The organism is Dictyobacter halimunensis, from assembly GCF_036245075.1.
Genome location: NZ_BSRI01000002.1, coordinates 2,944,797 through 2,969,316, shown reverse-complemented (window position 1 = coordinate 2,969,316; position 24,520 = coordinate 2,944,797). Strand labels below are relative to the sequence as shown.

Sequence of the window (24,520 nt, the reverse complement as noted above, 5' to 3'; positions counted from 1 at the left end):
CCCGAATCATATAGCAGACAGGGGGACATAAGTCCTCTGTCGGGGTGTGCGTCGAAGATGCGGGAAAATCATCTGCCCTCGCCTCCCTCTCTCATTCACCCACCGTCGTTCGTGGCGGCGGCTGAATGCAAAACAATGCTAAGTGATGCATTTCCGCTAGCAGTGAGATATAATATGGGGTGTTACCAAAAAAGGCCTATAGTATTCTCCTTATGCATACAAACTACAGTGGTATTGCATGTCAAGGGCCAAGAAAGCAGGTAATTTGCAATGGAAAAACCGCCGGAGAATGTGTACTGGCTACAAAACGGCAACGATAGGCAACAGCAAACGCGTCCTGGCCCTACAGGTCGACCGAACGGGCAAACGCCTCAGCAACGACCATCGAATAGTCTCAATAAGTGGCTGCTCGCCCTTGTTGGTATTATGCTTGCCTTGTACATATATAGTATCTTCAGCAATAACTTTGGAACCGGTAGCAACACACAACGTCAAGAGTTGTCGTACACCGATTTCATTAATCAAATTCAAGCCAACAACGTCAAGGACGTGACTATTATTGGGTCCTCGGATATCGTTGGTACATTTCAGCAGCCGGTAAAAGATAATAAACAGTTTCATACCTACCAGCTGCCCAACAGCGACCCGCAGTTGTCGCAGTTGCTCTATAACCATAATGTGACCTTTAAGTATCAACCGCCACAAGATAATTCGATCTGGCTCAGCCTGGCGATCAATATCCTGCCGTGGATCGGCTTGATCGCGCTCTTCTTCTTCTTTACACGCCGGTCATCCCAGGGCCAGCAAGGTATCTTTAGCTTCGGCAAGAGCCGCGCGAAAGTAATCCTGGAAGATCGCCCGAGCACGACATTCGCGGATGTCGCCGGTGTCGATGAGTCTAAATACGAGCTGCAGGAAGTGGTTGAGTTCCTGAAGACGCCTCAGAAGTTCCAGCGCCTGGGTGGTAAAATCCCGCGTGGCGTGTTGCTGGTGGGCCCTCCCGGAACCGGTAAAACCCTGTTGGCGCGCGCCGTGGCCGGTGAAGCCGGTGTGCCGTTCTTCTCGATGTCGGGCTCCGAGTTCGTTGAGGTGCTAGTCGGTGTTGGTGCCAGTCGCGTGCGTGACCTGTTCGAGCAGGCTAAGAAAGCTTCTCCAAGCATCATCTTTATCGATGAGATCGATGCCGTCGGTCGTCAGCGTGGTTCCAGCATCAATACCAATGATGAGCGTGAGCAGACCCTGAACCAGCTGCTGGTGGAGATGGATGGCTTCGATGCCCGTCAGGCTGTGGTGGTCATCGCCGCTACGAACCGGCCCGATGGTCTTGACCAGGCGCTGCTGCGTCCCGGTCGCTTCGACCGTCGCGTGACCGTCGATCGTCCTGACTGGAATGGTCGCCTGGCGATCCTGAAAATCCATAGCCGCAAGGTTCCGCTGTCCAGCGACGTCAATCTGGTAACAGTGGCTCGCTCTACCACCGGTATGGTAGGTGCCGACCTGGCCAACCTCGTGAATGAGGCGGCCCTGCTGGCGGCCCGTCGCAACCGCGACAATGTGGATCAGCGCTGCTTCGACGAAGCGCTGGACAAGATCCTGTTGGGCGCCGAGCGTCCCCTGGTGCTCAGCGATGATGATCTGAACGTTACCGCCTACCATGAAGGCGGTCATGCCCTGACCGGCCTCCTGCTGGAGGGAACCGATCCGGTGACCAAGGTGACAATCGTGCCGCGTGGACAGGCGCTGGGCGTGACCATGTATACGCCTCTGGATGATCGCTACAACTACTCGAAGGAGTATCTGCTGGCGCGTATCGTGACCGCCCTGGGTGGCCGTGCCGCCGAGAAGGTGATCTTTAATCGGGTTACCACCGGCGCGGAAAACGATCTGCAGCGCGTAACACAAATCGCGCGACAGATGGTGACCCGCTGGGGCATGAGTGATCGCCTGGGCACAGTTTCGTTTAGCGAACGCGAAAATCCGTTCTCGGGCGGCGGCGATACTGGCGCGCCAACCGATTATAGTGAAGAGACGGCACAGGTCATCGATGAGGAAGTAGATCGCATCGTACGTACCTCCTACGAGGAGGCGGTCAATCTGCTGACGACGTATCGCGCGACCCTGGATCGTATCGCCCAGGATCTACGCCGATACGAGACCATCGATGTGAAACAGCTGCACGCTATTATGGAGGAGACCGGCGCCCCGATCGCGCAGTCTCAATACCAGGTAGGACAGCAGGCTGTGACGGCTCTGGCTCCCCCACCTCCTCCCAGCGAGCCGGTGGTTCCACCAGAGATCCAGTAATGCCGCATTGATAAAAAAAGAGGAGTGGCCCCGCTCGTCAGTTACAGGACGAGCGAGGTCACTCCTCTTTTTCCCTTATGTGCTACCACTACTATACCGTAGCCATACGCATACGCCTGAAATAGTTAATCAAAGCAATGGGATAGTACACCACGAAGCTTCCAGCATAGATGAGGCTGGTAATGCCTAACGATGCCCGGATGATCCTCACGGCCACATCGGGGACTCGCATCAAAAACATCAGATCCATGCTGCAACGATAAATTACTCACTGCACATCAATATTACAAAATATATGTATTGATATGATCATACAGAGGAAATATCTGAAATATATTTTGCAGATGTCGCAAAAGTGTCATAACAGCAGTAATTGCACTGATCGCGGTTGGATATGCATAAAATCTATATAAAAGGCACATAGGCATGAAAAAAAAGATAGCTATGTGCCTTGATTGCCTGATCTACTCCTGTTCGCCCTCAAAAAAAGCCCGCATGCCCGGATAATCCTGCATGACGGTATCTAGCATCTCTGGCGTCAGGGCCATGAACGTCCCCTGCGCTTCCGCCAGCACCATGCTCTCATTGTCTGCCAGGGTGAGCTTTCCGCTGGCCTGCACCATGCGGCCACGCTGCGAACTTAAAGAGGCTCGCACCCGCAGCAAGGGACCATAAGGGACGTAGCGCCGATAGCGTACATCTAAACGTCCCGTCATGGTCCAGGTTGGCTTATCGGCCAGCACAGAAGCGCGATTTAATGCTTCGTCCATGACGGTGGCGATAATACCACCATGGATCACTCCCGGAAAACCCTGGTGCTCCTCACGAGGTCGGAAATCAGAGACCACCGTATCGCCTTCAATGTGAAATGTCATATGCAGACCGGAAGGATTATTCTGTCCACAGGCAAAACAACGTTGATAATCCGTCGTATCATTAACATCCATATCTGAAACTTGCATTCCTCCTTCTAAAGCTCTTCTGAGTCTATCACAAAAGCATACCTCATTTTTAGCAGGCAATGTTGTATACTTATAAAATGTAACTTCACCTCATGAACCGATAAATCCAGGGTCTCTCAAACTCTACCCATAAGCGCATCAAAAGTCCTACGTTTAAGGATAAGAGTGAAGCGAGAGCGAGCTTGTGTTCGTGCCCAATACAACGCATAGAGCATATCTTCTATTGCAGTTCAAGCATTGTAGCTAGAGAAGGATAACACCATGGCAAAGACACAAATTCCAGATGCACCAGCAGCTCCTCAGGATGATTCCCTAAAGAAACGCAAGAAGCTAGCAAAAAAAGAAGCGAAACTGATGCTCAAAGTTGAGCAGGCGAAAAAAGATGTGCAAAAAGTCGAGAAGAAAATCCATAAGGCACAGGATAATTTAAAAACGCGCAATGAGCGTCTCCACAACCTTGAAGGTGAGCTATCTCACCTCCAGACCTCAATGCCCTACACACCCGATACGGCAGGCAAAAGCGACAAGGCCAGCAAAAATAATAAGGCCAACAAAAAGAACAAAGCGAACAAGCTATCTAAGGGTGCTGAGGCCGGAAAGGTAGAGCAGTTCGCTCCTCCTGCAGATAACATCCAGGCCATCGATTCAGGCGACTCATATCAAGACGATACAGAGGTCGAGGCGTTTCATCTCTCTTCCTTAGAACCGGCTGAAGGAGGAAATGAGATCTCCGACGCGACCACAAGCACGGATCAGCAGCCTGGCCAGTCAAATGATTATCTATCCGAGGCACATCATATCCCTGCCACTGCTGAAACCCAGCACCAGGATCAGGCCGATACAGCCGAATCTTCCACCAGCCCTTCAGCTGAAAATGTCACCATTCAATCCGGTGAAGGGAGCATGCCCGTCGAGACAAAGGATGAGCATTCCTGGCCACCCCCGCTGATACGCGAAGAGATAGCGGAAGCGGTCGAGGAAGAGGCTAAAAATGAGCCCACGGTAGTGGAAAAACATACCCAGCCCTCAATGGAAGAGCTCAACCAGGAGGGTTCTGACGATCACTCAGATACCTCCCCTCGCCATCCTGCTGCGCACAATCTCCATGCGTCAGACAGCCAGCAGGCGGGGGAGAAAGATGAGGCACAGGACAAATCTGAAGATACGTCATCTACCAATCTTTAATTTCCATACCGTATGCCAGACAAAGCCGCAACCCCGCCTTAAAACTGACGGGGTCGCGGCTTCTTTTCATCTTTGACAATGCTTGTATGCTATCTACACTTATGAGTTACCCTTATGAGCTCGCGGGACGATGAGAGTCGTGAGAGGAGGAACGGCGCCCAAACAGATGCTGCTTTGGATTGCGCAACAGTGGGGTTAGTACGCCACGGCCCTTCAAAAACATGTAGAGCCAGAGCGCCAACCCCAGCAACAATCCACCAAACATGTAGCCGCCCAGTACATCACTGGCCCAGTGATCTCCCAGGTAGATGCGCGAGGGACCAACCATCACTACGAAGAAGGCGGGCACAATCAGCAGCACAAAATTCCACCAGCGATCCCTTCTAAACAAAATTAACCCCAGCGAGAAAATTAATCCCCAGAAGGCTACATACGACATGACGTGACCGCTAGGAAAGCTCTGCCCTTTCGCTTGCTGAAAAACGTCTACCAGGTTAGCGGTTGGACGCGGCCGGTTAATGATATATTTCAGCAGAATATTCAGAATTGTAGAAACTATCGAGAGGCCAATGATAAAGAGGGCTTCCAGGCGCAACCTCACTAGCCAGAACGCCACGGCGGTCAACGCAATGAGGGCAAAGAAAATTATTGGCTGGTTGCCGAGGTAACTTACCGCGACCATCAATACATTCAGAATAGGGTTTTTGTTTTCCTGAAACTCCTTTGTAATCGTCACATCGACAGACAGAATAGGATGAACATGCACAAACCAGGCCAGCAATGAAAAAGCGGCAAAAATAATCAAATAGGCTGCGATCAGAAATTGGGCCCGACGCGACACCATGTACCACGGCGAACGGCTCTCGGTTACTTCTTGCTGAACCTTTTCCACCGTCTCTTGCATATTCTCTTGTAGCTGCTCGTTAACGGGCTTCTCCTGCTTCATATCTTCCACCTCGCGCTCATTAGTCCATTTATATAATACATACGTATCTATTCCTTAAGGAATATAATCATTCTGGATACTTTGATTACGCAAGACTCAACCGAATGGTTTCTGAATCAGCCGGCTGTTTATCACCCATCGCTATCTTCAAAACTCGCCGTCAGGAGTGCTATCATACAAAGGGTATATAAAATATTATAATGATGTGTTGCACGACATCGATAAATCATTGGGGAGCTTTAATGTCACAGATAGAAATTCGGCCGGCGCAGGCTGGTGATCGCGAACCTGTGCTGGCATTTTGTGCCAATACATGGGATTGGGGAGATTATATCGAGCGCGTCTGGGATGAATGGATGGAGGATCCTGCGGGACAACTACTGGTGGCGACGGTAGATCGAGAGCTAGCCGGGGTGGTGCATATACAGATGCTCACAGAGACGGAATCGTGGTTAGAGGGCTTACGGGTTCATCCAGATTATCGCCGCCAGGGTCTGGCGCGAGCCTTGAACGAGGCCGCGATGGTTGAGGCGATGCGCCGGAACGCCACCACCATCCGCCTGGCGACCGATTCGCGTAACGTGGCCTCAATTGAGTTGGCGGAAAGCATGCACATGCGCCGGGTGGGCGATTTTTCTCTCTATACAGCCCACCCCTTTACCTCACTCCCTCGCGCCCCTCAACAACCGATCCGGCTGGCTACGCCAGAAGACCTGGATATGATCATTGATTATTTGAATGCTTCCAATATCTTCCCTCTGGTGGGTGGCCTTTATTATGTAAAATTTCAGGCGCTTCCGATTACGGCCGAGCTCCTTGAGGAGAAGATCAATAAGCAGCAGATCTATCTGCTGCAGCGCTGGGAGCGGTTGGACGGGCTGGCGATCGCGGAGCCCCGGCAAGAATATCAGCAGCAACGCCTCTCGGTTGGTTATCTGGACGGCACGACTATTGAGGCCATCAGCTTTATCGCCTATGATCTACGCCGCCGCCTCTCGGAACTGCAGCTAGAACAGGTGCGCGTATATGCACCCGAAACCCTGCTAATCCACGACGCCTTTGATGGCGTCGAGTATGAGGCCGACCACGCTATATTCTATACCTATGAACGTGGCCTGGTATAGACGCATCATCAAAAAGGGTCAGGATTGGCACCATGTGGTGCCAATCCTGACCCTTTTTGATGATGTTTATGCTCTATTCAAGCACTGCCTTGGGATTTTTCAGGCCGTGGAAACGCAGCAGCCAGCAGCCATAGTTCAGTCCACCACCAACCGCGGGTAAAGCCAGCCATTGACCGTCGTTCAGCTTCCCCTGCCGCAGCAGTTCAGCCATGGCCAGAGCGATACTGGCATTTGAGAGGTTGCCGTAATAGCGGAAGTTGTCGACCAGCTTGCCCATCGTCACTTCGGGCCATCCAAACTCACGAATAAGCAGTTCGCCCATGCGGTTCGTGATGCGCGAGTTCGCCTGGTGCGGGATGATATACGCCAGATCTTCCGGCTTAAGATTGGCGTGACGGCACAGGGCATCGACACACTCAGCCATGGCCCGGGGCGCCTCGCGATATACCTCTTTGCCGTTCATCTTGGTATAGCCGACCATATACTGCGAGAGGATCTGGTTGAGCTCATCACCCCGGCCCTCGTTATAGAGCTGGCGAATCTTCATATCCACCTCGGCCATCGCCACAGCATCTTTACGCAGCGGCGCCTGGTAGAGAAGAGCTGGCCCTTGCCGGGCATCGGAGCCATTGATGACATAGGTATCTTCATCGCTGCGCTCGATAATAAAGGCGGCCGCCCCTTCACCAAAGAGAGAACTCGTCTTCCAGTCTAATACATGCATGATGTTGGGCAAGAGGGCCTCGGACGCTACCATCAAAACGCGTTTGGCTGTGCTGGCGGCCAGGATTTCAGACGCGACCTGGAAGCCTTCTGTCTGACAGGCACAGGCACCTTTGAGCATGGTTGAGCGTAAAGGGCCCAGACCCAGGCGATGCGTGACCATGCCCGCGATCGTCGGAAAAGCATCGTTGTCAGAGGATGAGATACCAACAACCGTGTCAATATCGGTGGCCTTTAGACCAGCGCTGGCCAGGGCCCGTTCGGCCGCCTTTACCGCCATATCCACCATCGACTCTTCCTGTGGGGCGGTTTCGTCCTCAATCAGGCCGGGTGCGTCCGCGCCGGCCATTTCACGGCACAATGCCAGTGTGCTGGCACGTACATGGCGGGTCTCCAGACCCGTCACGCGCTCCAGGTCTTCCGCACGGCGGGGACTCCCAAGGCGTGTCGAAATATAGGCAAAAAAGTCATTGGTAATCACGCCTTTGGGGACATAAGTACCGAGACCCACCAGTCGCACTTTAGCTTGCGTAAAAATATGCGGTATAACAAATGAGTAATGTGGCCACTGGCCAGCATCGGTGCGTGTCATCAAATATAGAACCTCCAGTAGTGAGGATGATATGAGCCGGTAAATTCCCACTTAGTATACCATATCGTGCGTAAATGAAAACAAAACCACGCCCAAAAGTAAGCCACACCCCCACCTCTCCCTTTCATAGGTGCCGAGCTCGCCTCGGCTTCCACACAAAGAAACCAGGTACCAACCGGCACCCGGTTTCGATTACAAATACAGTAAGTGGGGAGATATTCAATTACCAACGATCGCGACGGTCACGCCGGTCGCGGTCACCGCTGTAGCTGCTGCTGCTATAGCTGCGATAGTTATCTCGGCGGGGCTGTGAGGCGCGCTGAGACTGGAAACAATCACTACAATATACTGGTCGATCTTCGCGCGGAATAAAGGGTACGGTCGTGGTGCGCCCACAGGCGGCGCATACGGCTTCGTGCTGCTCACGTGGGGCGCGTGGAGCACCGGATTGCTGACCACCTCGGCGTGCTGCGCGGCAAGATGGGCAACGGGATGGAGAATTGACCAAACCTTTGCTAGCGTAAAATTCTTGTTCACCCGCAGTAAACGTAAATTCATTCCCACAATCACGGCAAACAAGCACACGATCCCGATAGCCCTCGTTAAACATCATGGGTAATACATCCCCTTCTTCGGTTACACACGTTCCATCTTATACAACGTATACTGTAGCGCAGCGGTATATATTACAGGAGTGTGTATCTTTTCTTCCATACATAGAAATACAACATACATCTCCTGGTGGTTGTCAGGTTGTGATTCCTATGCGACCGGAAGACGGAACGGGAGCCGGGGGCCGGATTTACAGACCAAACGGGATTTTTCCCTAACCACTTTTTTCATTGTAACATATTCATTACAAAAATGCAGTATATCCTTGACCGCAATGCTAGGATATAATTATATTTCTAATTGTGGGTGCCGGAGGAATACCTTGAACTCTGACTACGCTGACTATTCATCAGACAGAGAGCGTATGCTGCACGCACGCCGGGTCCATACTATTACTGATCGTTTTTCGATGGCCAATACCTACCTGATCAATGAAGAAAGGATGGTAGTGGTGGACCCCGGTACCGAGCTTAACGTGCGGCAGTTGCAGTCCTACCTGCAGCATTTTTTGCATCGCCAACTCCAACAGATCGATCTCATTGTACTGACCCATCTTCATCCAGATCATACGTCGGGAGTGGAGATGCTGCGTAGAATCTGTGACGCGCCCGTCGCGGCTTCCGCTGTGGCACGTAATCTGATATTGCAGCAGCGTGGTGAATTGCATAGCTCGTCGATTGCTCACCTGGCCGAACATATCTTAACCGGACCTCTACAACATGTGGATCTTTTCCCTCCTGTGTATGAACGGCAATATAAACTGGTGGATATCTGGTTGGAAGATGTGGAGGGACTACTCGGACATCCCGAGTGGCGCGTTATTTCTAGCCCAGGCCATACTCCAGATAGTCTTTGCCTGTATAATCCTTTTAGCCAGGAGCTCTTGTGTGGGGATACCGTGATTACTATTCAAGGGGGAGCTCCGCTATTGCGTGGCAGCGCCAATCGTCGCCAGTTGAATGAGACACTGCGCGTCTTGCGCAGCTTACAGGTGCACTATCTCTATCCCGGTCATGGTCGGCCAATACTGGCTTTGCATCCGCTGACAAATATAGATGTGGAATGGTAGCGTCCACAATCTCTATTGAGGTTTCGTACGGCTGGGCAGGTGCAAGGGCACGAGTCTTCCGTTGGTTGCCCTGGCTATCGGAATCGGCGGCATAGTCGTATTGCGCAGACGCGCCGCCCTCCCAAATTCCATGCTGATGGTGCCTGCCCTGATGGTGTCTCCCACATTCAGCTTACGAACCTCACTAACAACCTCTTCATTGACAAAGGTGTCGTTGCGCCCGGCCATGTCGCGCAGGTAGAACTCGCCCGCCTGTTCGTAGATCTGCACGTGTACCTGCTCTACCGATACATCGTTCAGCATGATCATACATTCCAGGCTGCGCCCGATGGTTATCTCTTTCCCATCTAGCGAGAGACGTTGTCCCATGCGTTCACCATTTTTAATCAGCAAGTAGCCGCCATCAGCAACTGGATGGGACGCGGAAAAGATATCTGTCTCATCCTGAAGAACCGCCTTCTGGCTGGCGACGACAGCGGCAGGGAGCGGGCTGCTGGTATCTCCATCGGCCTGTAAATCAAAAGTAGAACGCCAGGTATGATTAACTAGAGGATCGTACTGGTCGGCCTGTAGCTCTTTCTGTTCGGCGAGGATGAAGCCAAATTGCTGGTGACCAATCTCTATGCAGTCCTGTGAGGAAAGTGGAACACTGCCCTGTACTTGCTGACCATTGAGGAAAATACCATTTAGACTACCGCAGTCAGTCAAATAGGCCTGACCTTCGTGCCAGGCCAGCTCGGCATGGTGGCGGGAAGCCATCTCGTCGTCGAGCCAGATATCACAGTCCTCTTCACGCCCCAGCGAGGCCACCATACGCTTCAAGGCCAACTTCTGCCCCTGGAAGTTACCGTTTCTATATTCGAGCCATCCCCACGTAACATCTTCACGGAAGACAAAGGGCGCCTCTACCCCTTTCTGATAATGGGGTAACCCCGCCGGTACGCTGGTCACGGCCCTCACCGGCTCTGACTGAACCACGGAATCTGAAGCGATCGCGTCTGACTGCTGTGCACGTGAAACAAACCAATGCAACACTGCCGCGACAATAGGATTGATCCAGCCACAGATCAGCGCATAGACCATCACCCCCCAGCTCTCCACTACGTTTAATAAATGGATATGAGGGCCACTAAAACGGAAATGATACCAGATAAAAACGGGCAGCAATAATGAAGCGGAACACAAACACGCGGCAACGGCGATGGTGAACTGATAATTGGTACCTCGATGGCACATAAACCTATAGCCTGCACTGAACATAATAGCCAGCACACAACACAACAGGCCCCCATAGCTTATCACGTTAAATAAAGGCGAAAAAGTTAATGCGTTCGTCGTTCATTCCTCCCTGCGCTAATTGGAGGTTACTTTCGAACAATGATATCATTTTGTATCAGGACGGGCAAATCAATGGGACTTGTGGGGGGAGATTGTATTGGATATTTTCTCCTGTAAGGCGTCTTTATAAGCACAAGGTTTTGATCCACAAGCAAGCACACATATATGAATTACAAAAGGATTTGAAGTTTTATGGGTTCGATTGCAATGCTCATTATCCTGGCTATCTATTGCTCGATCGGCATAGTAGTCCTGCTAGGCTCCGTTTTCTGGATCTGGATGATTATCGACTGCATAAAATATGAGCGACCTGACAGCAATGACAAGATCATCTGGGTGCTGGTTATCCTCTTTACACATCTGGTAGGTGCCATCATTTACTTCTTTATGCGCCGCCAACCACGAATTCGCCAGGGACAACCATATAATCTTCCTTGATCAACATGAACTTTAATTTGATATGTACCCAATACCAGCAAGCGCCTGCATAGGCGCTTGCTGGTATTGGGTACATATCAATTTTGAGACAGGTGTATAAACATCGGCCTTTAACTGCTAGTGAATCTGGACGTTCTGCGCACCCTGTTGGCGCAGGATCTCGCTGGCCTCACCAGCCCGTGCTCCATCTTTCACTGTCAAAATGGTACGCCCCTCTTTGACATCCTGAGCGTACTGCCTGGCATGCTCATGAGGAATTCCCATATCCGTCAGAGTACCCAGAAAGCTACCAGCAACGCTACCAACGGCGCCACCGCCCAGCGCGGCCGCCACGATACCTCCGGCCACGATCGGACCAATACCCGGCAAAAACAGAGCCGCCGCCGCCGCTCCCAGAGCTCCTCCTACCACGCCACCGGCCACAACGCTCTTACGCTGCTCCGCCTGCTCATGTTCCTGTTCTCTCTCCTGTTCCTCCGCCGTAGCTTCCTGCTGAGCCGGCTCTACAATGTCGCTCTGGGACTCGCTAACTGGCGTATCAGTGCGGAAAGCTTCATCGGGCCGCTCTACCACCACCTTATCATCTTTTGAACCCGGATAGGGCAGCTTATCAATGGCCTCTTCCGTAATGGGCAGCACCGTCGCCAGCGCATTTGACGCATCCGCCGGACCAATAAACGGAACCAGCAAGATATCGGCGGCCCCCAGGATACCACCGATAACGCCACGAGCGATAGCCTTCGGACCATGTCCATGCTCAACATGATGTTTTGCCTGGTCCACATGCTCCTCGGATGTACGTGCCACGAAACCCAGCTGATCCTCTTTAAAGCCAGCCTTAATCAAAGCATCCATCGCCTGAATAACAGCTTTACGATCCTTGAAAACTCCAACGACAACAGTCTGTTCTGCTTCAGCCATAGTGACTACTTTCCCCTTTATATTCTCTCGAAGGCCCTCTCAGAGGTGTCTGACTCCCGTCATCGTGCTGTCGCGCGTGATAGCCCACACGCGCGTCCGCTACGCGGCCGCGCTGGTTTTTGGTGTTAGTGCCTGGGCTGCGCAGATGCGCAGCCCAGGCACTAACACCAAACGGACTCGTGAGCACCGCTGGCGCGAAAGCCCAGGCATGCCGCAGGCGATGATCATGAGAGTCAGGCGCAATCTCAATCAATGTCTGACACGTCTCAATAACCCTCTACATATACAACAGCTTTAACACCGGTCACGACTCAGTTCCCCACCCACTTACAATACCACGCCCATCAATCACAACCCTCGAAAAACCCTGCATTTCCCCCTGCCACATCCTCACAGTTTCTCCCCTGCCACATCCCCATATAATTTATTGAGGCAATGAAACAAAAAAATGGCGCTTGGCGCGCCATTTTTTTGTTTCATTGCCTCAATAAATTATTAATGCGGCCGCGCAGCGGACGCGCGTGCGGGGGCGCGCACCTCCCCCAAAAACCCCCACCTGTCAAGGTAGTTGATATGCGCGGCGCACCGCGCATATCAACTACCCCCACCCTTCAGCATGACTATGTGATGAGAAGATGCTATAATGCACAGCAATATATTTGGCCTTATCTGATGAGAGAAGTATTCCATGCGTGAACAACTAGAGACATTGACCGAGGGGAACGAGACAAGCGAAGGGCTCACGCGCAACACATTGCGCTACATCATGCTGGGCCTGTTATGGGCGCGTCCCATGAGCGGCTACGACATCAAGCAGACATTTGAGCGCGCCATCGCCAGCTATTGGAATGCTGGCAATAGCCAGATCTACACGACGCTGAAAAATCTGCACAAGGCCGGCTTGATCGATGCCGAGATCATCGTTCAAACCAGTCGACCTAACCGTAAAGTGTATCGCCTGACGCGGGCCGGTGAGGAGGAGTTGTCGCACTGGCTGCAGGAGGATGTACCGGAACGCTTCACCAAGGACGAGTTCCTGGCCAAGCTCTTCTTTTGCGGCGAAACCAGCGATGAGGTGGCCCTGGTCCACCTGCGTAGCCACCGTGAAAGCCTGCTTAAGCAACTGGCGCATATGGATTGGGCGCGTCGCGAGTATGGTTCACGGCCCGTTCGTCGTCCACACCTGCTTGAATATCAACTACTGGTACGCGAGTATAAAGAGGCGGTCCTCAAAGCTGGCTTAGAGGTAACCGAAAATGCTATCGCGCGGCTGGAGCAGCGTCTCAATACTCCCCCCTCCTAAATCCTGTAGGTGACCCTGGATAGCACCTGTCAGCGCTATCCAGGCTGCCAGCCGTGGTTGCGATAGATGTCCAGCGTCTGCTGATCACCTGGTACATAACTGACCATGGAATAGGTAGAGAGATTGGTAAAGACCGTGGTTGCGGTACGCAGGGTGAGCCGTCCCAGTTCGCTGTGCTGGATCTGAAATACAAATGATGGCGCGGGCTTGCTGCGCGCATAGACCGAGGAGGCGATGCGCCGGTATTCTGGATATTCGCGCAGGGTTTTAATCAGAGCTTTGTATTCGGCCAGGTGCGTCAGGGTGCGCGTATTGTAGAGGAAGTCCCCCACCAGGCGCCGGGCCAGATTCTCCCAGCCATGAAAGCGCTTGCGCATCTCAGGATCAAACACCAGCCCCAGCAGATGAATATGCTCATGCGTCTCCAGCATCTCCTGCGTCTCAAATAAATAGATGGCCGCCTTGTTCCAGGAATGGAGAAACCATAGGTGATCGAGCGAGTGCGCCGGATACGATGTGTTGTGCACCAGCAGGTGCGCCAGGTCCCCTAAATCCAGCAGTGTGCTCTCTAGCTGATCAACATCCACAAACTGACCCGTTTGCTGCCGATAAGCCTCAAAAAAATATAATCTGTCCTCGGTCGATAACTCCAGTACGCGGGCGATATTTTGTACTACTTGCGGGGAAGGGTTGGCGCGCTGCCCCGTTTCCAGGTGATACACATATGTTCGTGATAATCGCGTGGCCTGGGCAAGCTGTCCCTGCGAAATGCCGCGCCGCAAGCGATATTGCGTTACCAACTGAGCAAACGTTGAAAGTTCTCGTGAGTCTTCAAGCATCCCTATATCCTCAACAGGTACATTTCGTTAGCTATCTGCACATTATGACGTAAAAATTGTTAGCTGGCAACATGGTCAACTTTATCCGGGTACCCTATAATTGGATCAGTGGGTTGTTGCTTGTAGGTAGCGACAGAGTTGTCGCCCAGGTATCCCATACCGGATGCCCCTATGGAGAGGAGCTATTACCGTATGTCTGATCCGTCGTTAATACACAACACACAAGCAGGACAGCACTCCGCCGAACGAGCGCAGGACACACCTTCTTATCCCTGGTTCCGCCACTACGACCATGGTGTCCCCACACACCTTGATATACCTGAGCGACCTCTCACTTCGTTGTTGGATAATGCGGCAAAACGCTATCCCAATCAGGCCGCTTTCATTTATTATGGAAACAGGATTACCTACGCTCAGTTCTCCAATCAGGCCAATCGTTTCGCGATTGAGCTGCAGCGCTTAGGAGTGCAAAAAGGGGATCGCGTCGCCATTGCGCTCCCTAATATTCCTCAGTTCCCCATTGCTTTCTACGGCGCCCTGCGCGCCGGGGCCGTGGCCGTACCTACCAATCCTCTGTACACTGAACGCGAGATGCAGCATCAACTCGCGGACTCGGGTGCTAAAGTTCTGGTCGTGCTGGATATGTATTATCCTATTATACGTAATGTTCGCAACCAGACGGCGCTAGAACATGTGATTGTGACCAGTCCGGCCGATTTCCTGCCACCGCTGCTACAAAAGCTTTATCCACTGAGTCAGAGAAATGCGAAATTGCCACAACCCCCTCTGACAAAAAAAGAATTGGAAGGCGACCCCACCTTGCATAGGATGCAGCCGATGCTGCAGTCTCATGCTAAAGGGGGGATCGAACTGTTCAATCTGCCGATCCATGTGCAACCCGATGATCTGGCAGTATTGCAGTACACCGGTGGTACCACCGGACTTTCCAAGGGCGCCATGCTGACCCATCGTAATCTGCTCGCCAACGCGATGCAAACTCGCTATTGGGTGCCCAGGGCACAGGATGCGAAGGAGACCTCGCTCTGTGTCGCGCCGTTCTTCCATGCGTATGGACTGAGCGTGGGCATGAACCTGTCTATTCTGGCCGCCGCTACGATGGTTTTGCTGCCACAGTTTAAGGCCAAAGATGTCCTTGATGCCATCCATCAGTATCACCCTACGATGTTTCCCGGTATCCCCACCATGTATGTCGCCATTATGAAGGAGGCTGGCAAACATCCCGAATATCTGCAGTCGATCAAGTACTGTATCAGTGGCGCGTCCGCCTTGCCGGCCAAGATTCAGTCGGACTTCGAGGCGATCACTGGCGGCAAGCTGGTCGAGGGCTATGGCCTGAGCGAGGCCGCGCCCGTCACCCACTGCAATCCGCTCTCGGATAAGTCGCGCAATGGGAGTATTGGCCTGCCACTGCCGGGGGTCGAGGCGGCGATCCTTGATCGCGCAACCGGTGAGCCTCTACCTGTGGGCGAGATCGGCGAGATAGTGGTCAAAGGACCCAATATTATGCAGGGCTACTGGCAGCGCGATGAGGAGACCAAAGCTATCTTTGTCAATGGCTGGATGCGCACCGGCGATATCGGCAAGATGGATGAAGATGGCTATTTTTACGTTGTTGAGCGCGCCAAAGATATGATCATCGCCAGCGGCTTTAATGTCTATCCACGCGAGGTTGAAGAGGTGCTCTACCACCATCCGGCCATCGCGGAGGTAGCCGTTGCCGGCATTCCAGATTCGTATCGTGGCGAGACGGTGGCGGCATTTATCGTGCTCAAGCCGGAATTTAAACCGTCAGCTGAACTGGAACAGGATATCGTTGCCTTCTGCAAACAAAAATTGACCGCCTATAAAGTACCCAAACGGATAGAGTTCCGTGATAATTTGCCGAAATCATTGGTGGGCAAAGTGTTACGCAGGGAACTGCGCAAGTTATTGTAGCGCCTTTGGCTTCATTGGTGTACACGCGTTCGCTGGTTTGCTCGGTGTGGTAGATACACCGGCAAATTCGCTGACGCTGTACGCCTTGCCACTTCGTAATAGCCAACAAACTCGAAGGAGATTCCAATATGTCGACGACCATGAAACCGACCGAGCCGGGTACAGCATTTCTTACGACATCCGTCAATGAGACTGCTGCCAAAATATTTACACTGGAAGAGCGCGATGATGAGCAGCGCTGGATCGAGGAGTCCGCGGAAACCTTTGTGACCCGCGAGGTTCTGCCAAAGGTGGAAGCGATCGATAAGCAGGAGCCTGGCGTGATGCCCGGCCTGGTGAAGCAGGCCGGAGAGCAGGGTCTCTTGATGATCGATGTGCCCGAGCAATACGGCGGCGCTGAACTGGGTCTGCTGACCAGCGCCCTGGTCGCGTCACAGCTGCGCGAAGCTTCGTTCAGCGTAGCCTTTGGCGCCCATACCACTATCGGTACGCTACCAATAGTGTACTACGGCACCGAGGCGCAAAAAGAAAAGTATCTTCCCAAACTGGCCTCCGGTGAGTGGATCTCCGCCTATGCCCTGACCGAACCTGGCGTTGGATCGGATGCCATGGGGCTGAGCACACGGGCGGCCCTGTCAGAGGACGGGAAATATTATATCCTTAACGGCACCAAGCAGTGGATCTCCAATGCCGGCTTCGCCAATCTATTTGTGGTCTTCGCGCGCATCGGCAATGAGCGTCCTTCGGCCTTTATCGTGGAGGCTGATTGGCCGGGCATCTCCACCGGACCTGAAGAGAATAAGATGGGCATCAAGGGCTCTTCGACGCGCCAGGTGATCCTGGAAGATGTGAAGGTGCCGGTCGAGAATCTGCTGGGCGAAATTCACAAGGGCTATAAAATTGCATTCAACATTCTCAATATCGGCCGTCTGAAGCTGGGTGCCGGTAGCGTTGGTGGGTCACGCTCCGCCCTGAATCTGGCCGCAACCTATACGACCGAGCGCAAAGCCTTTGGTAAGTTCCTGCATGAGTTTGGCATGATCAAGAAGAAGCTGGCGCGCATGGCGGCCGAGACGTACGCGGCGGAGAGCGAGGTCTTCCGTACGGCCAGCAATATCGCCCAGGCTCAGAAGAGCGCGGGCGCAGATACCGAGACCGTCTTTAAGTCCATCGAGGAATACGCCATCGAGGCTTCGATCGCCAAGGTCCATGGCAGCGAGGTGCTGGCGATGGTGGTTGATGAGGGTGTGCAGATCTTCGGTGGCTATGGCTTTATGCATGAGTATCCCATTGAGAAGGCCTATCGCGATGCCCGCATCCAGCGCATCTTCGAGGGCACCAATGAGATCAACCGCATGGTGGCTGTGACGACGCTGTTCCGCCGCGCCCTGGCCGGCAAGATCGATCTGATGACCAAATATGCCGAGATCGAGGCGCGCATGAAGAGCGACCAGCTTCCGGCCAGCGTTGGTGAAGAGATGCCGGTGGATCTGCGCGAGGCAGCCGACGCGCTTGAGCGCGCCAAAGATGCCACTATCTACGCCACTATGCAGATCGCGCTCAAGTATATGCAGAATCCCCAGGCTCTGGCCGAGGAGCAGGAGTTTATTGAATACCTGGCCAACCTGATGATCGATCTGTATGCCGCCGATAGCGCCCTGGCGCGCGCCGCGAAAGTGACGAAGCAGGGCGCTGAAAATAGCGGTACCCACATTAAACTTGCGCAGCTGGCTTCGTGGACGGCACTGAGCCGCCTCCGCGCGAACCTGGATCAGCTGATCCAGACGTATGTGGATGAGAAGCGGGCCGCCAAGGTGCTCAGTCGCGTGCGGACGTATGTGGGCGACTACATGCTCAACGCGGTACAGGTGCAGCGTGAGATCGCCGCTCTGGTAGTTGAGAAACAGGGCTATCCGCTCTAAGGGATACCATAGAGCAGACAGTCAGCGAAAAAAAACAACGCTTCAGTCTTTGTAGATACTTCTCTCATACCCATGAAGCCTTCAATTGATGAAAGAGCGGGGATGCAGGGGGCGGCGAGCCCCTTGACTGGGGCTCGGGGGCACAGCCCCCGATCCTCCATATCGCCCGCGTAGCGGGCGATATGGAGGAGAAACATACCCTGATGAGGAAACAGATGATGCAAGTTGGTGATACACAAAACTGGGAGAGGACGTTCACCGATGAGGATGTGCGCCTCTTTGGAAGAATATCCGGCGATATGGGCAACCACCATATCCTACCGGACGAGCAGGGCCGCGTCATGGTCCATGGATTGCTGACAGCCACGCTGCCTACCAAGATCGGTGGAGACCTCAATTTTATCGCGCACGATATGTCTTTTGAGTTTGTACGACCTGTCTTCGTGGGCGATACCGTGCGCTGCGAGGTCACGATCACGCAGCTTGAAAAGAGCGAGAACCGCCTGAAGATGAGCGCGGCCGTCTTTTGCCGCAATCAACAGGGCAAGGTGGTTTTAACGGGCCATACCGCCGGTTTTATCCGCGAACCCCAACTCCTATCTGTTGGCCTCCATTAAACCTGGTAGAAAATAGAAGTTCTACATTCGAAAACTTATTTCATACATTAAGCGCCAGCTTTTGTATGTGCATTATGCGAAGGAGCAAAACATCATGGCAGAAGCCGTTATTGTTAGTGCTGTGCGCACCCCGATCGGGCGTGCCAACAAGGGTGCCCTGAAAGAGGTCCGGGCCGATGACCTGGCCGCGCTGGCGGTCAAGGCGGCCGTTGAGCGGGTTCAACAGCTCGACCGCTCTTTAATCGAGGATGTGATCCTGGGCTGTGCCTTTCCAGAGGGTGAGCAGGGGATGAACCTGGCACGCCTGGTGGGCGCGCTAGCTGGACTGCCCGAGACCGCCGGTGGGGTGACCGTGAATCGCTTCTGCGCCTCCAGTCTGCAGGCCGTCAATATGGCCGCCCAGAATATTATGCTGGGACTGGGTGATGTCGTGATCGCAGGCGGCGTCGAAAGCATGTCGCGCGTGCCTATGGGTGGCTTCAATCCCAGCTACAATCCACGCCTGGTGAAGCCGCGCGACGAGAAAGATCAGCAGAAGCAGTCCGCCTTCCCTCCCTGTGAACTGGAGTACGGCTATTCCAGCTATTTGCCAATGGGTATTACCGCCGAAAACGTGGCCCGCGAATACAATATCAGCCGGCAGGATCAGGATGCGTTCGCCTTCCGCAGCCATCAGCGTGCTCTCGCCGCGACCGATAAGGGGATCTTCCGCAACGAGATCGTGCCGGTGCCACTGTCCAATGGCAAAACGCTTGAGATCGACGAGGGTCCACGCCGCGATACATCGCTGGAGAAGCTGGCCAGCCTGGAGCCCGCCTTCATCAAGGGCGGTAGCGTCACTGCCGGCAACTCTAGTCCCTTGAATGATGGCGCCGCCGCCGTGGTGCTGATGTCGGCCGAACGCGCCCGCGACCTGGGCATTACGCCCCTGGCTCGTATCCGCACGATGGCGGTAGCCGGTGTGCGACCAGACGTCATGGGCATCGGTCCCATACCCGCTGTGCGCAAGCTGCTCTCACGCGCCAATCTTCAACTAAGCGATATCGACATCATTGAGCTGAACGAGGCTTTCGCGGCCCAGAGCCTGGCGGTGGTGCGCACGCTGGGTATCGACGAGGAGAAGTTGAATCCGCATGGTGGTGCCATCGCCCTGGGTCATCCCCTGGGATGTAGTGGCGCCCGCCTGATCGCGACGCTGCTCAATGATCTGCAGACAAAGGATAAAACGCTGGGTATCGCCACGCTCTGTGTCGGTGGGGGTCAGGGCCTGGCCACATTGATTGAGAGGATATCGTAGCCATGCCATATGCTATTCGTAAAGCCGCTGTGATCGGGGCTGGCGTGATGGGTGCCGCCATCGCGGCCCACCTGGCCAACGTGGGCATCCCAAGCCTGCTGCTGGACATCGTGCCAGCCGACGCGAAGGATCGCAACGTTATCGCCCGCACAGGACTGGAAAAGACGCTCAAGAGCAAGCCGGCATCCTTTTATAGTAAACGCGGCGCCGGCCTGGTAAGCATCGGCAATATTGAGGATGATCTGCCGAAGCTGGCCGAGGTCGATTGGATCATCGAGGCCGTCATCGAGCGGCCCGATATCAAGCAATCGCTCTACAGCAAAATAGAACAGGTGGCGCGGCCCGAGACGATTATTACCTCGAACACGTCGGGCCTACCCGCCCACTTACTGGTTGAGGGACGCTCGGAGAATTTCCGCCGCCACTTCATGATCACGCACTTCTTTAATCCAGTACGCTACATGCGCCTGCTGGAACTGGTACCCACTCCAGATACCGATCCCGAGCTACTGCCGTTTATGCGCCAGTTTGGCACTGAGATCCTCGGCAAAGGCGTTGTGATCTGCAAAGACACTCCTAACTTCATAGCCAATCGTATCGGCATCTACGGCTTTCTCTCGACCATTCATCACGCCATCGCCGAGGACTATACGGTCAGCGAGGTCGATACCATCCTTGGCACCAATATGGGACGCCCGAAGTCGGCTGTCTTCCGCACCGCCGATCTGTCCGGCCTGGACACCGTGATGCACGTGGCCAATAACCTGTATCAAAACGCGCCCGAGGATGAGCAACGTGAAACATTCCAGATTCCCGGGGTGGTACAGGAGATCATCAATCACGGCTGGCTGGGTGAGAAGAGCGGCCAGGGCTTCTATAAACGCATCAAAAATCCAGATGGCTCCTCAACCATCCTGGAGCTAAATCTGAAAACCCTGGACTACGAGCCACAACCCAAACATCGCTTCGACTCGATTGGTCGGGCGCGCAACATGGAGACTCCTGAGCAGAAGATCAGCACCGTCTTAAATGGTGACGATCGCGCCAGCCAGTTGGCCCGCGAGACGACCGCCGATGCCTTGATCTATGCCGCCAATCGCGCCCACGAGATCGCGGAGAACATCGTGGATATCGATAATGCGATGCGCTGGGGCTTTAATTTTGACCTGGGCAGCTTTGAGACCTGGGATGTACTGCTCGCGGACCAGGCGCTGCTGGATAAGGTCTTTGAGCAGCGTGAGCTACCACCTCTGGTGCAGCAGGTACGCAACCAGGGACAGGGCACATTCTATCGCGTGGAGGATGGTCAGAAACACTACTTCGACTACCAGACCGGAACCTATCAGCCGGTCCCAGGCGCTCAGGGCGTGATCTCTCTCAGCACGCTCAAAGCCGGCTCGGCCGTGGTACGCGACAACGGCTCGGCCTCGCTGATCGACCTCGGTGATGGCATTGCCTGCCTGGAGTTCCATACCAAGATGAACTCGATCGACGAGGGGATCGTCGAGATGATTCATTACGCCGTCAATGAGGGTTCAAAGCAGTTCCGCGGCCTGGTTATCGGCAACGAAGCACCCGACTTCTCAGCCGGCGCTAACCTGTTCCTGGTCTTGATGGGAGCGCGACAGGGGGCCTGGGATATGCTGGATACCGCCATCATCGGACTCCAGCAGGCACACCAGCTCTTGAAGTACAGCCCAATACCGGTGGTCGCGGCTCCAACAGGACGCGCGCTGGGTGGGGGCTGCGAGATGATCATGCATGCCCACCATACACGCGCCCTGGCCGAGACATACATCGGCCTCGTCGAAGTAGGTGTGGGACTCATCCCGGCGGGAGGCGGCTGTAAGGAGTTCCTGCTGCGTCACGGCGCCAACGCTGAGAGCCAGAAACCCGGCAAATCCAGCGGACCCTTTACGCCCGCACGCCGCGCCTTTGAGATCATCGCCGTGGCGACCGTCTCGACCAGCGCTACCGAGGCTCAGGAGCTACGCTTCCTGCGCAAGACGGATGCCATCACAGTCAATCGCGATATACTCCTGCGCGATGCCAAAGCCGATGCCATCAAGCTGGCGGACGCCAAAGAGGCGGGCGCCTGGCAAACACCGCAGCCACCGATGCTACTGCTACCCGGTACGGGAGCGCGCCTGGTCCTCGAACAGCAGATCGAGGGCATGCTGCTGACCGGCAAGATTAGCGAGCACGATGCCGTCATCGGCAGCCACCTAGCCAGGGTCCTTACAGGAGGCGATTGCTCGCCGGTAACGCCCGTCAGCGAACAATACGTCCTGGACCTCGAACGCGAGGCCTTCCTCAGCCTCTGCGGCATGGAGAAAACCCAGGATCGCATGCAATCCATCCTGCAATCCGGCAAACCCCTGCGCAACTAACAATTTCATCAAAGCAGAAAAAGAGGTGGGGCAAAATGTGTGCCGAGCACGCATTTTGCCCCACCTCTTTTTCTGCTTTGACCCTCCATGACAATGTTACTCCTCACACAGCATGGAGGTAAGATATGGCTTAGAAAATCGACTCGCCGGTATCGGAGTCAAACAGATGAATCTGATCGCTATCAACGTACAGACGCACTTTGTTGCCAGCGGCTACGCGGGCACGTGGGTCAAGGGTAGCGACAATGTTTTTACCACCGGTGGTGAGATATACCTGCAGCTCGTTACCAAGGTTCTCAACCACGTCTACAGAAGCGTCGAGGGACGACTGTATCGCTTTGTTTCCCTCGCTCACCAGGGAAGCATCCTCCAGGTGAACCGGGCGAATACCAAATGTGAGGTTGCGACCAGCGGCGGCACGAGCGCGCTCGGCGTAGATCTGAGGAACAGCAACACGGCCAATGCCTTCCAGCACAACCGCTGTAGCGTTACCCTCGGTGGAGACCTTCGCCTCGGGGATGAAGTTCATCGCGGGCGAACCGATGAAGCCTGCCACGAACATGTTCGCGGGATGATCATACAGCTCTTGTGGGGAACCCAGCTGCTGGATCACGCCACCATTGAGAACGGCAATGCGGTCACCCATCGTCATGGCTTCAACCTGGTCGTGGGTCACATAAATCATTGTCGTCTGGATACGCTGGTGCAGCTTAATGATCTCAGCACGTGTAGCAACGCGCAGTTTAGCATCCAGGTTGGAAAGGGGCTCGTCCATCAGGAAGACTTGCGCTTCACGGACGATTGCACGACCCAGAGCCACACGTTGACGCTGTCCACCAGACAGCTCTTTTGGCTTACGCTTGAGCAGCTGCTGCAATCCAAGAATCTCGGCCGCATCTTCCACACGCTTCTTAATCTCATTTTTGGGGAAGTGACGCAGCTTCAAACCGAAAGCCATGTTATCAAATACAGTCATATGGGGATACAACGCGTAGTTCTGGAACACCATAGCGATATCGCGATCTTTAGGGTCTACACCGTTTACGATGCGATCGCCGATATAAATTTCGCCATCAGTTGGCTCTTCCAGGCCAGCGATCATACGCAGGCAGGTACTTTTTCCACAACCAGAAGGACCAACGAGTACGAGGAACTCTTTGTCTTCGACGTCGAGGCTAATGTCGTGCACGACTTCCACTTTGTTGAAAGTCTTATAAACGTGGTTAAAACGCACTTGTGCCATGAAGGACTACTCCTTTTCGCTTCCGTAACAGGTCCATTCCTGTTACCCCTCACATTATATAGAGAAGCATTTGCTTAGTGCCAACATTGCATCTGATATCATATCAGAGGGGAGTCAATGTGGCTTCTTAACGTCTATACATCCGCATGCAGAATTGTAGAAACTCTTGCTTAGTAGACGTTAAGCAAGAGTATACCATAACTTTTGTTGAAAGTGAAGAGCATCGATATACAAATTATAAAAAGAAGGGGATAGGTGCTGGTGTGGAGGCCGCGCCGGGCCTGGCCTCCACACCAGCACCTATCCCCTTCTTTTTTCCTTTTTTAAGCAAGCTGCATATTTCAGTCTATGTTAGTAAGGAGGGACATAAAGAAAGTATTAAAAACAATACCATAAAGCAGTAGATGGAAATCTTTAGCGGCTACACAGGCGGGGCCATTTTCTAGTCGTTACAAAAGTACTAAGTACCCTTTAACATTTTTTTGCATTTTCGGGTGTAACAGGGAATTTACATGTTACACAAAAAAATCACATCATTGAGCCTGGGGAGCATTATGGTACGTCGTAACATTGTAATTGTAAAGCTGTACGGCGTGAAAATTATATAAAGATGGTCATATTTTACGTAATTATTAGCATTGCACCACTAGACAAGAAAGCACATCTTCATGCATACTAGTGATGTGCATTGTTAATGTTGTTCTTACAAACGATGTACAATGTATTTACATCGCGCGTA

The 24,520-nt window shown here is 53.5% G+C and carries 18 protein-coding genes and 1 pseudogene; 11 read left to right on the top strand and 8 right to left on the bottom strand.

Annotated features, from left to right (window positions below):
• Window positions 1-270: 270 nt before the first annotated feature.
• Complete coding sequence (gene ftsH / locus AABA21_RS26385; protein ID WP_338254822.1) at window positions 271-2,304, top strand: ATP-dependent zinc metalloprotease FtsH; 2,034 nt, start codon at window positions 271-273, stop codon at window positions 2,302-2,304.
• A 464-nt stretch (window positions 2,305-2,768) separates the two neighbouring features.
• On the opposite strand, the gene AABA21_RS26380 is transcribed toward ftsH, so the two are convergent.
• The gene (locus AABA21_RS26380) at window positions 2,769-3,266 is read right to left on the bottom strand and encodes a PaaI family thioesterase (RefSeq protein ID WP_338254821.1); all 498 of its coding nucleotides are present in this window, start codon (window positions 3,264-3,266) and stop codon (window positions 2,769-2,771) included.
• A gap of 261 nt (window positions 3,267-3,527) precedes the next feature.
• Between AABA21_RS26380 and AABA21_RS26375 the strand changes: the two genes are divergently transcribed.
• Window positions 3,528-4,451: a hypothetical protein gene (locus tag AABA21_RS26375; protein ID WP_338254820.1), complete on the top strand. Its 924-nt coding sequence runs from the start codon at window positions 3,528-3,530 to the stop codon at window positions 4,449-4,451.
• 112 nt (window positions 4,452-4,563) lie between these two features.
• Here AABA21_RS26375 and AABA21_RS26370 read toward each other — a convergent pair whose 3' ends face one another.
• The gene (locus AABA21_RS26370) at window positions 4,564-5,397 is read right to left on the bottom strand and encodes a phosphatase PAP2 family protein (protein ID WP_338254819.1); all 834 of its coding nucleotides are present in this window, start codon (window positions 5,395-5,397) and stop codon (window positions 4,564-4,566) included.
• Window positions 5,398-5,639: 242 nt separating this feature from the next.
• Between AABA21_RS26370 and AABA21_RS26365 the strand changes: the two genes are divergently transcribed.
• Window positions 5,640-6,521 (top strand): GNAT family N-acetyltransferase, encoded by an 882-nt coding sequence (locus AABA21_RS26365; RefSeq protein WP_338254818.1) that lies wholly within the window; start codon window positions 5,640-5,642, stop codon window positions 6,519-6,521.
• Between the two features lie 73 nt (window positions 6,522-6,594).
• On the opposite strand, the gene AABA21_RS26360 is transcribed toward AABA21_RS26365, so the two are convergent.
• Both AABA21_RS26360 and AABA21_RS26355 read right to left on the bottom strand, forming a co-directional pair.
• Window positions 6,595-7,836, bottom strand: coding sequence for a 3-oxoacyl-ACP synthase III family protein (locus AABA21_RS26360; protein WP_338254817.1), 1,242 nt, complete (start codon window positions 7,834-7,836; stop codon window positions 6,595-6,597).
• Window positions 7,837-8,152: 316 nt separating this feature from the next.
• Window positions 8,153-8,446: pseudogene (locus AABA21_RS26355) on the bottom strand (zinc-ribbon domain containing protein); the annotation flags it as partial.
• A 324-nt stretch (window positions 8,447-8,770) separates the two neighbouring features.
• Between AABA21_RS26355 and AABA21_RS26350 the strand changes: the two are divergent.
• Window positions 8,771-9,517 carry an MBL fold metallo-hydrolase gene (locus tag AABA21_RS26350; RefSeq protein ID WP_338254816.1) on the top strand — a complete coding sequence of 249 codons (747 nt, stop codon included), beginning with the start codon at window positions 8,771-8,773 and terminating at the stop codon, window positions 9,515-9,517.
• A 12-nt stretch (window positions 9,518-9,529) separates the two neighbouring features.
• Here the strand turns inward: AABA21_RS26350 and AABA21_RS26345 are convergent, their stop codons facing one another.
• On the bottom strand, window positions 9,530-10,753 hold the full coding sequence (locus tag AABA21_RS26345) for an FHA domain-containing protein (RefSeq protein ID WP_338254813.1): 1,224 nt from the start codon (window positions 10,751-10,753) through the stop codon (window positions 9,530-9,532).
• A 294-nt stretch (window positions 10,754-11,047) separates the two neighbouring features.
• Here AABA21_RS26345 and AABA21_RS26340 point away from each other — a divergent pair, with 294 nt between their 5' ends.
• Window positions 11,048-11,293 (top strand): PLDc N-terminal domain-containing protein, encoded by a 246-nt coding sequence (locus tag AABA21_RS26340; protein ID WP_338254812.1) that lies wholly within the window; start codon window positions 11,048-11,050, stop codon window positions 11,291-11,293.
• Between the two features lie 117 nt (window positions 11,294-11,410).
• Here the strand turns inward: AABA21_RS26340 and AABA21_RS26335 are convergent, their stop codons facing one another.
• Entirely contained in the window at window positions 11,411-12,214 is an 804-nt protein-coding gene (locus tag AABA21_RS26335) for a hypothetical protein (RefSeq protein ID WP_338254810.1), read from the bottom strand.
• Window positions 12,215-12,902: 688 nt separating this feature from the next.
• Between AABA21_RS26335 and AABA21_RS26330 the strand changes: the two genes are divergently transcribed.
• Entirely contained in the window at window positions 12,903-13,517 is a 615-nt protein-coding gene (locus AABA21_RS26330; RefSeq protein WP_338254808.1) for a PadR family transcriptional regulator, read from the top strand.
• Window positions 13,518-13,552: 35 nt separating this feature from the next.
• On the opposite strand, the gene AABA21_RS26325 is transcribed toward AABA21_RS26330, so the two are convergent.
• The gene (locus AABA21_RS26325) at window positions 13,553-14,356 is read right to left on the bottom strand and encodes a helix-turn-helix domain-containing protein (RefSeq protein WP_338254807.1); all 804 of its coding nucleotides are present in this window, start codon (window positions 14,354-14,356) and stop codon (window positions 13,553-13,555) included.
• A 192-nt stretch (window positions 14,357-14,548) separates the two neighbouring features.
• Between AABA21_RS26325 and AABA21_RS26320 the strand changes: the two genes are divergently transcribed.
• From AABA21_RS26320 to AABA21_RS26300, 5 genes are all read left to right on the top strand, one after another.
• Window positions 14,549-16,312: a long-chain-fatty-acid--CoA ligase gene (locus AABA21_RS26320; protein ID WP_338254806.1), complete on the top strand. Its 1,764-nt coding sequence runs from the start codon at window positions 14,549-14,551 to the stop codon at window positions 16,310-16,312.
• 128 nt (window positions 16,313-16,440) lie between these two features.
• Window positions 16,441-18,234, top strand: coding sequence for an acyl-CoA dehydrogenase family protein (locus tag AABA21_RS26315; RefSeq protein WP_338254805.1), 1,794 nt, complete (start codon window positions 16,441-16,443; stop codon window positions 18,232-18,234).
• A gap of 203 nt (window positions 18,235-18,437) precedes the next feature.
• Window positions 18,438-18,851 (top strand): MaoC family dehydratase, encoded by a 414-nt coding sequence (locus AABA21_RS26310; protein ID WP_338254804.1) that lies wholly within the window; start codon window positions 18,438-18,440, stop codon window positions 18,849-18,851.
• A gap of 94 nt (window positions 18,852-18,945) precedes the next feature.
• A complete protein-coding gene (locus AABA21_RS26305) occupies window positions 18,946-20,148 on the top strand; it encodes a thiolase family protein (RefSeq protein WP_338254801.1) in 1,203 nt (400 codons plus the stop codon).
• Between the two features lie 2 nt (window positions 20,149-20,150).
• Entirely contained in the window at window positions 20,151-22,538 is a 2,388-nt protein-coding gene (locus AABA21_RS26300) for a 3-hydroxyacyl-CoA dehydrogenase/enoyl-CoA hydratase family protein (RefSeq protein WP_338254800.1), read from the top strand.
• 130 nt (window positions 22,539-22,668) lie between these two features.
• On the opposite strand, the gene AABA21_RS26295 is transcribed toward AABA21_RS26300, so the two are convergent.
• Window positions 22,669-23,781 carry an ABC transporter ATP-binding protein gene (locus AABA21_RS26295; protein WP_338254799.1) on the bottom strand — a complete coding sequence of 371 codons (1,113 nt, stop codon included), beginning with the start codon at window positions 23,779-23,781 and terminating at the stop codon, window positions 22,669-22,671.
• Window positions 23,782-24,520 lie beyond the last annotated feature (739 nt).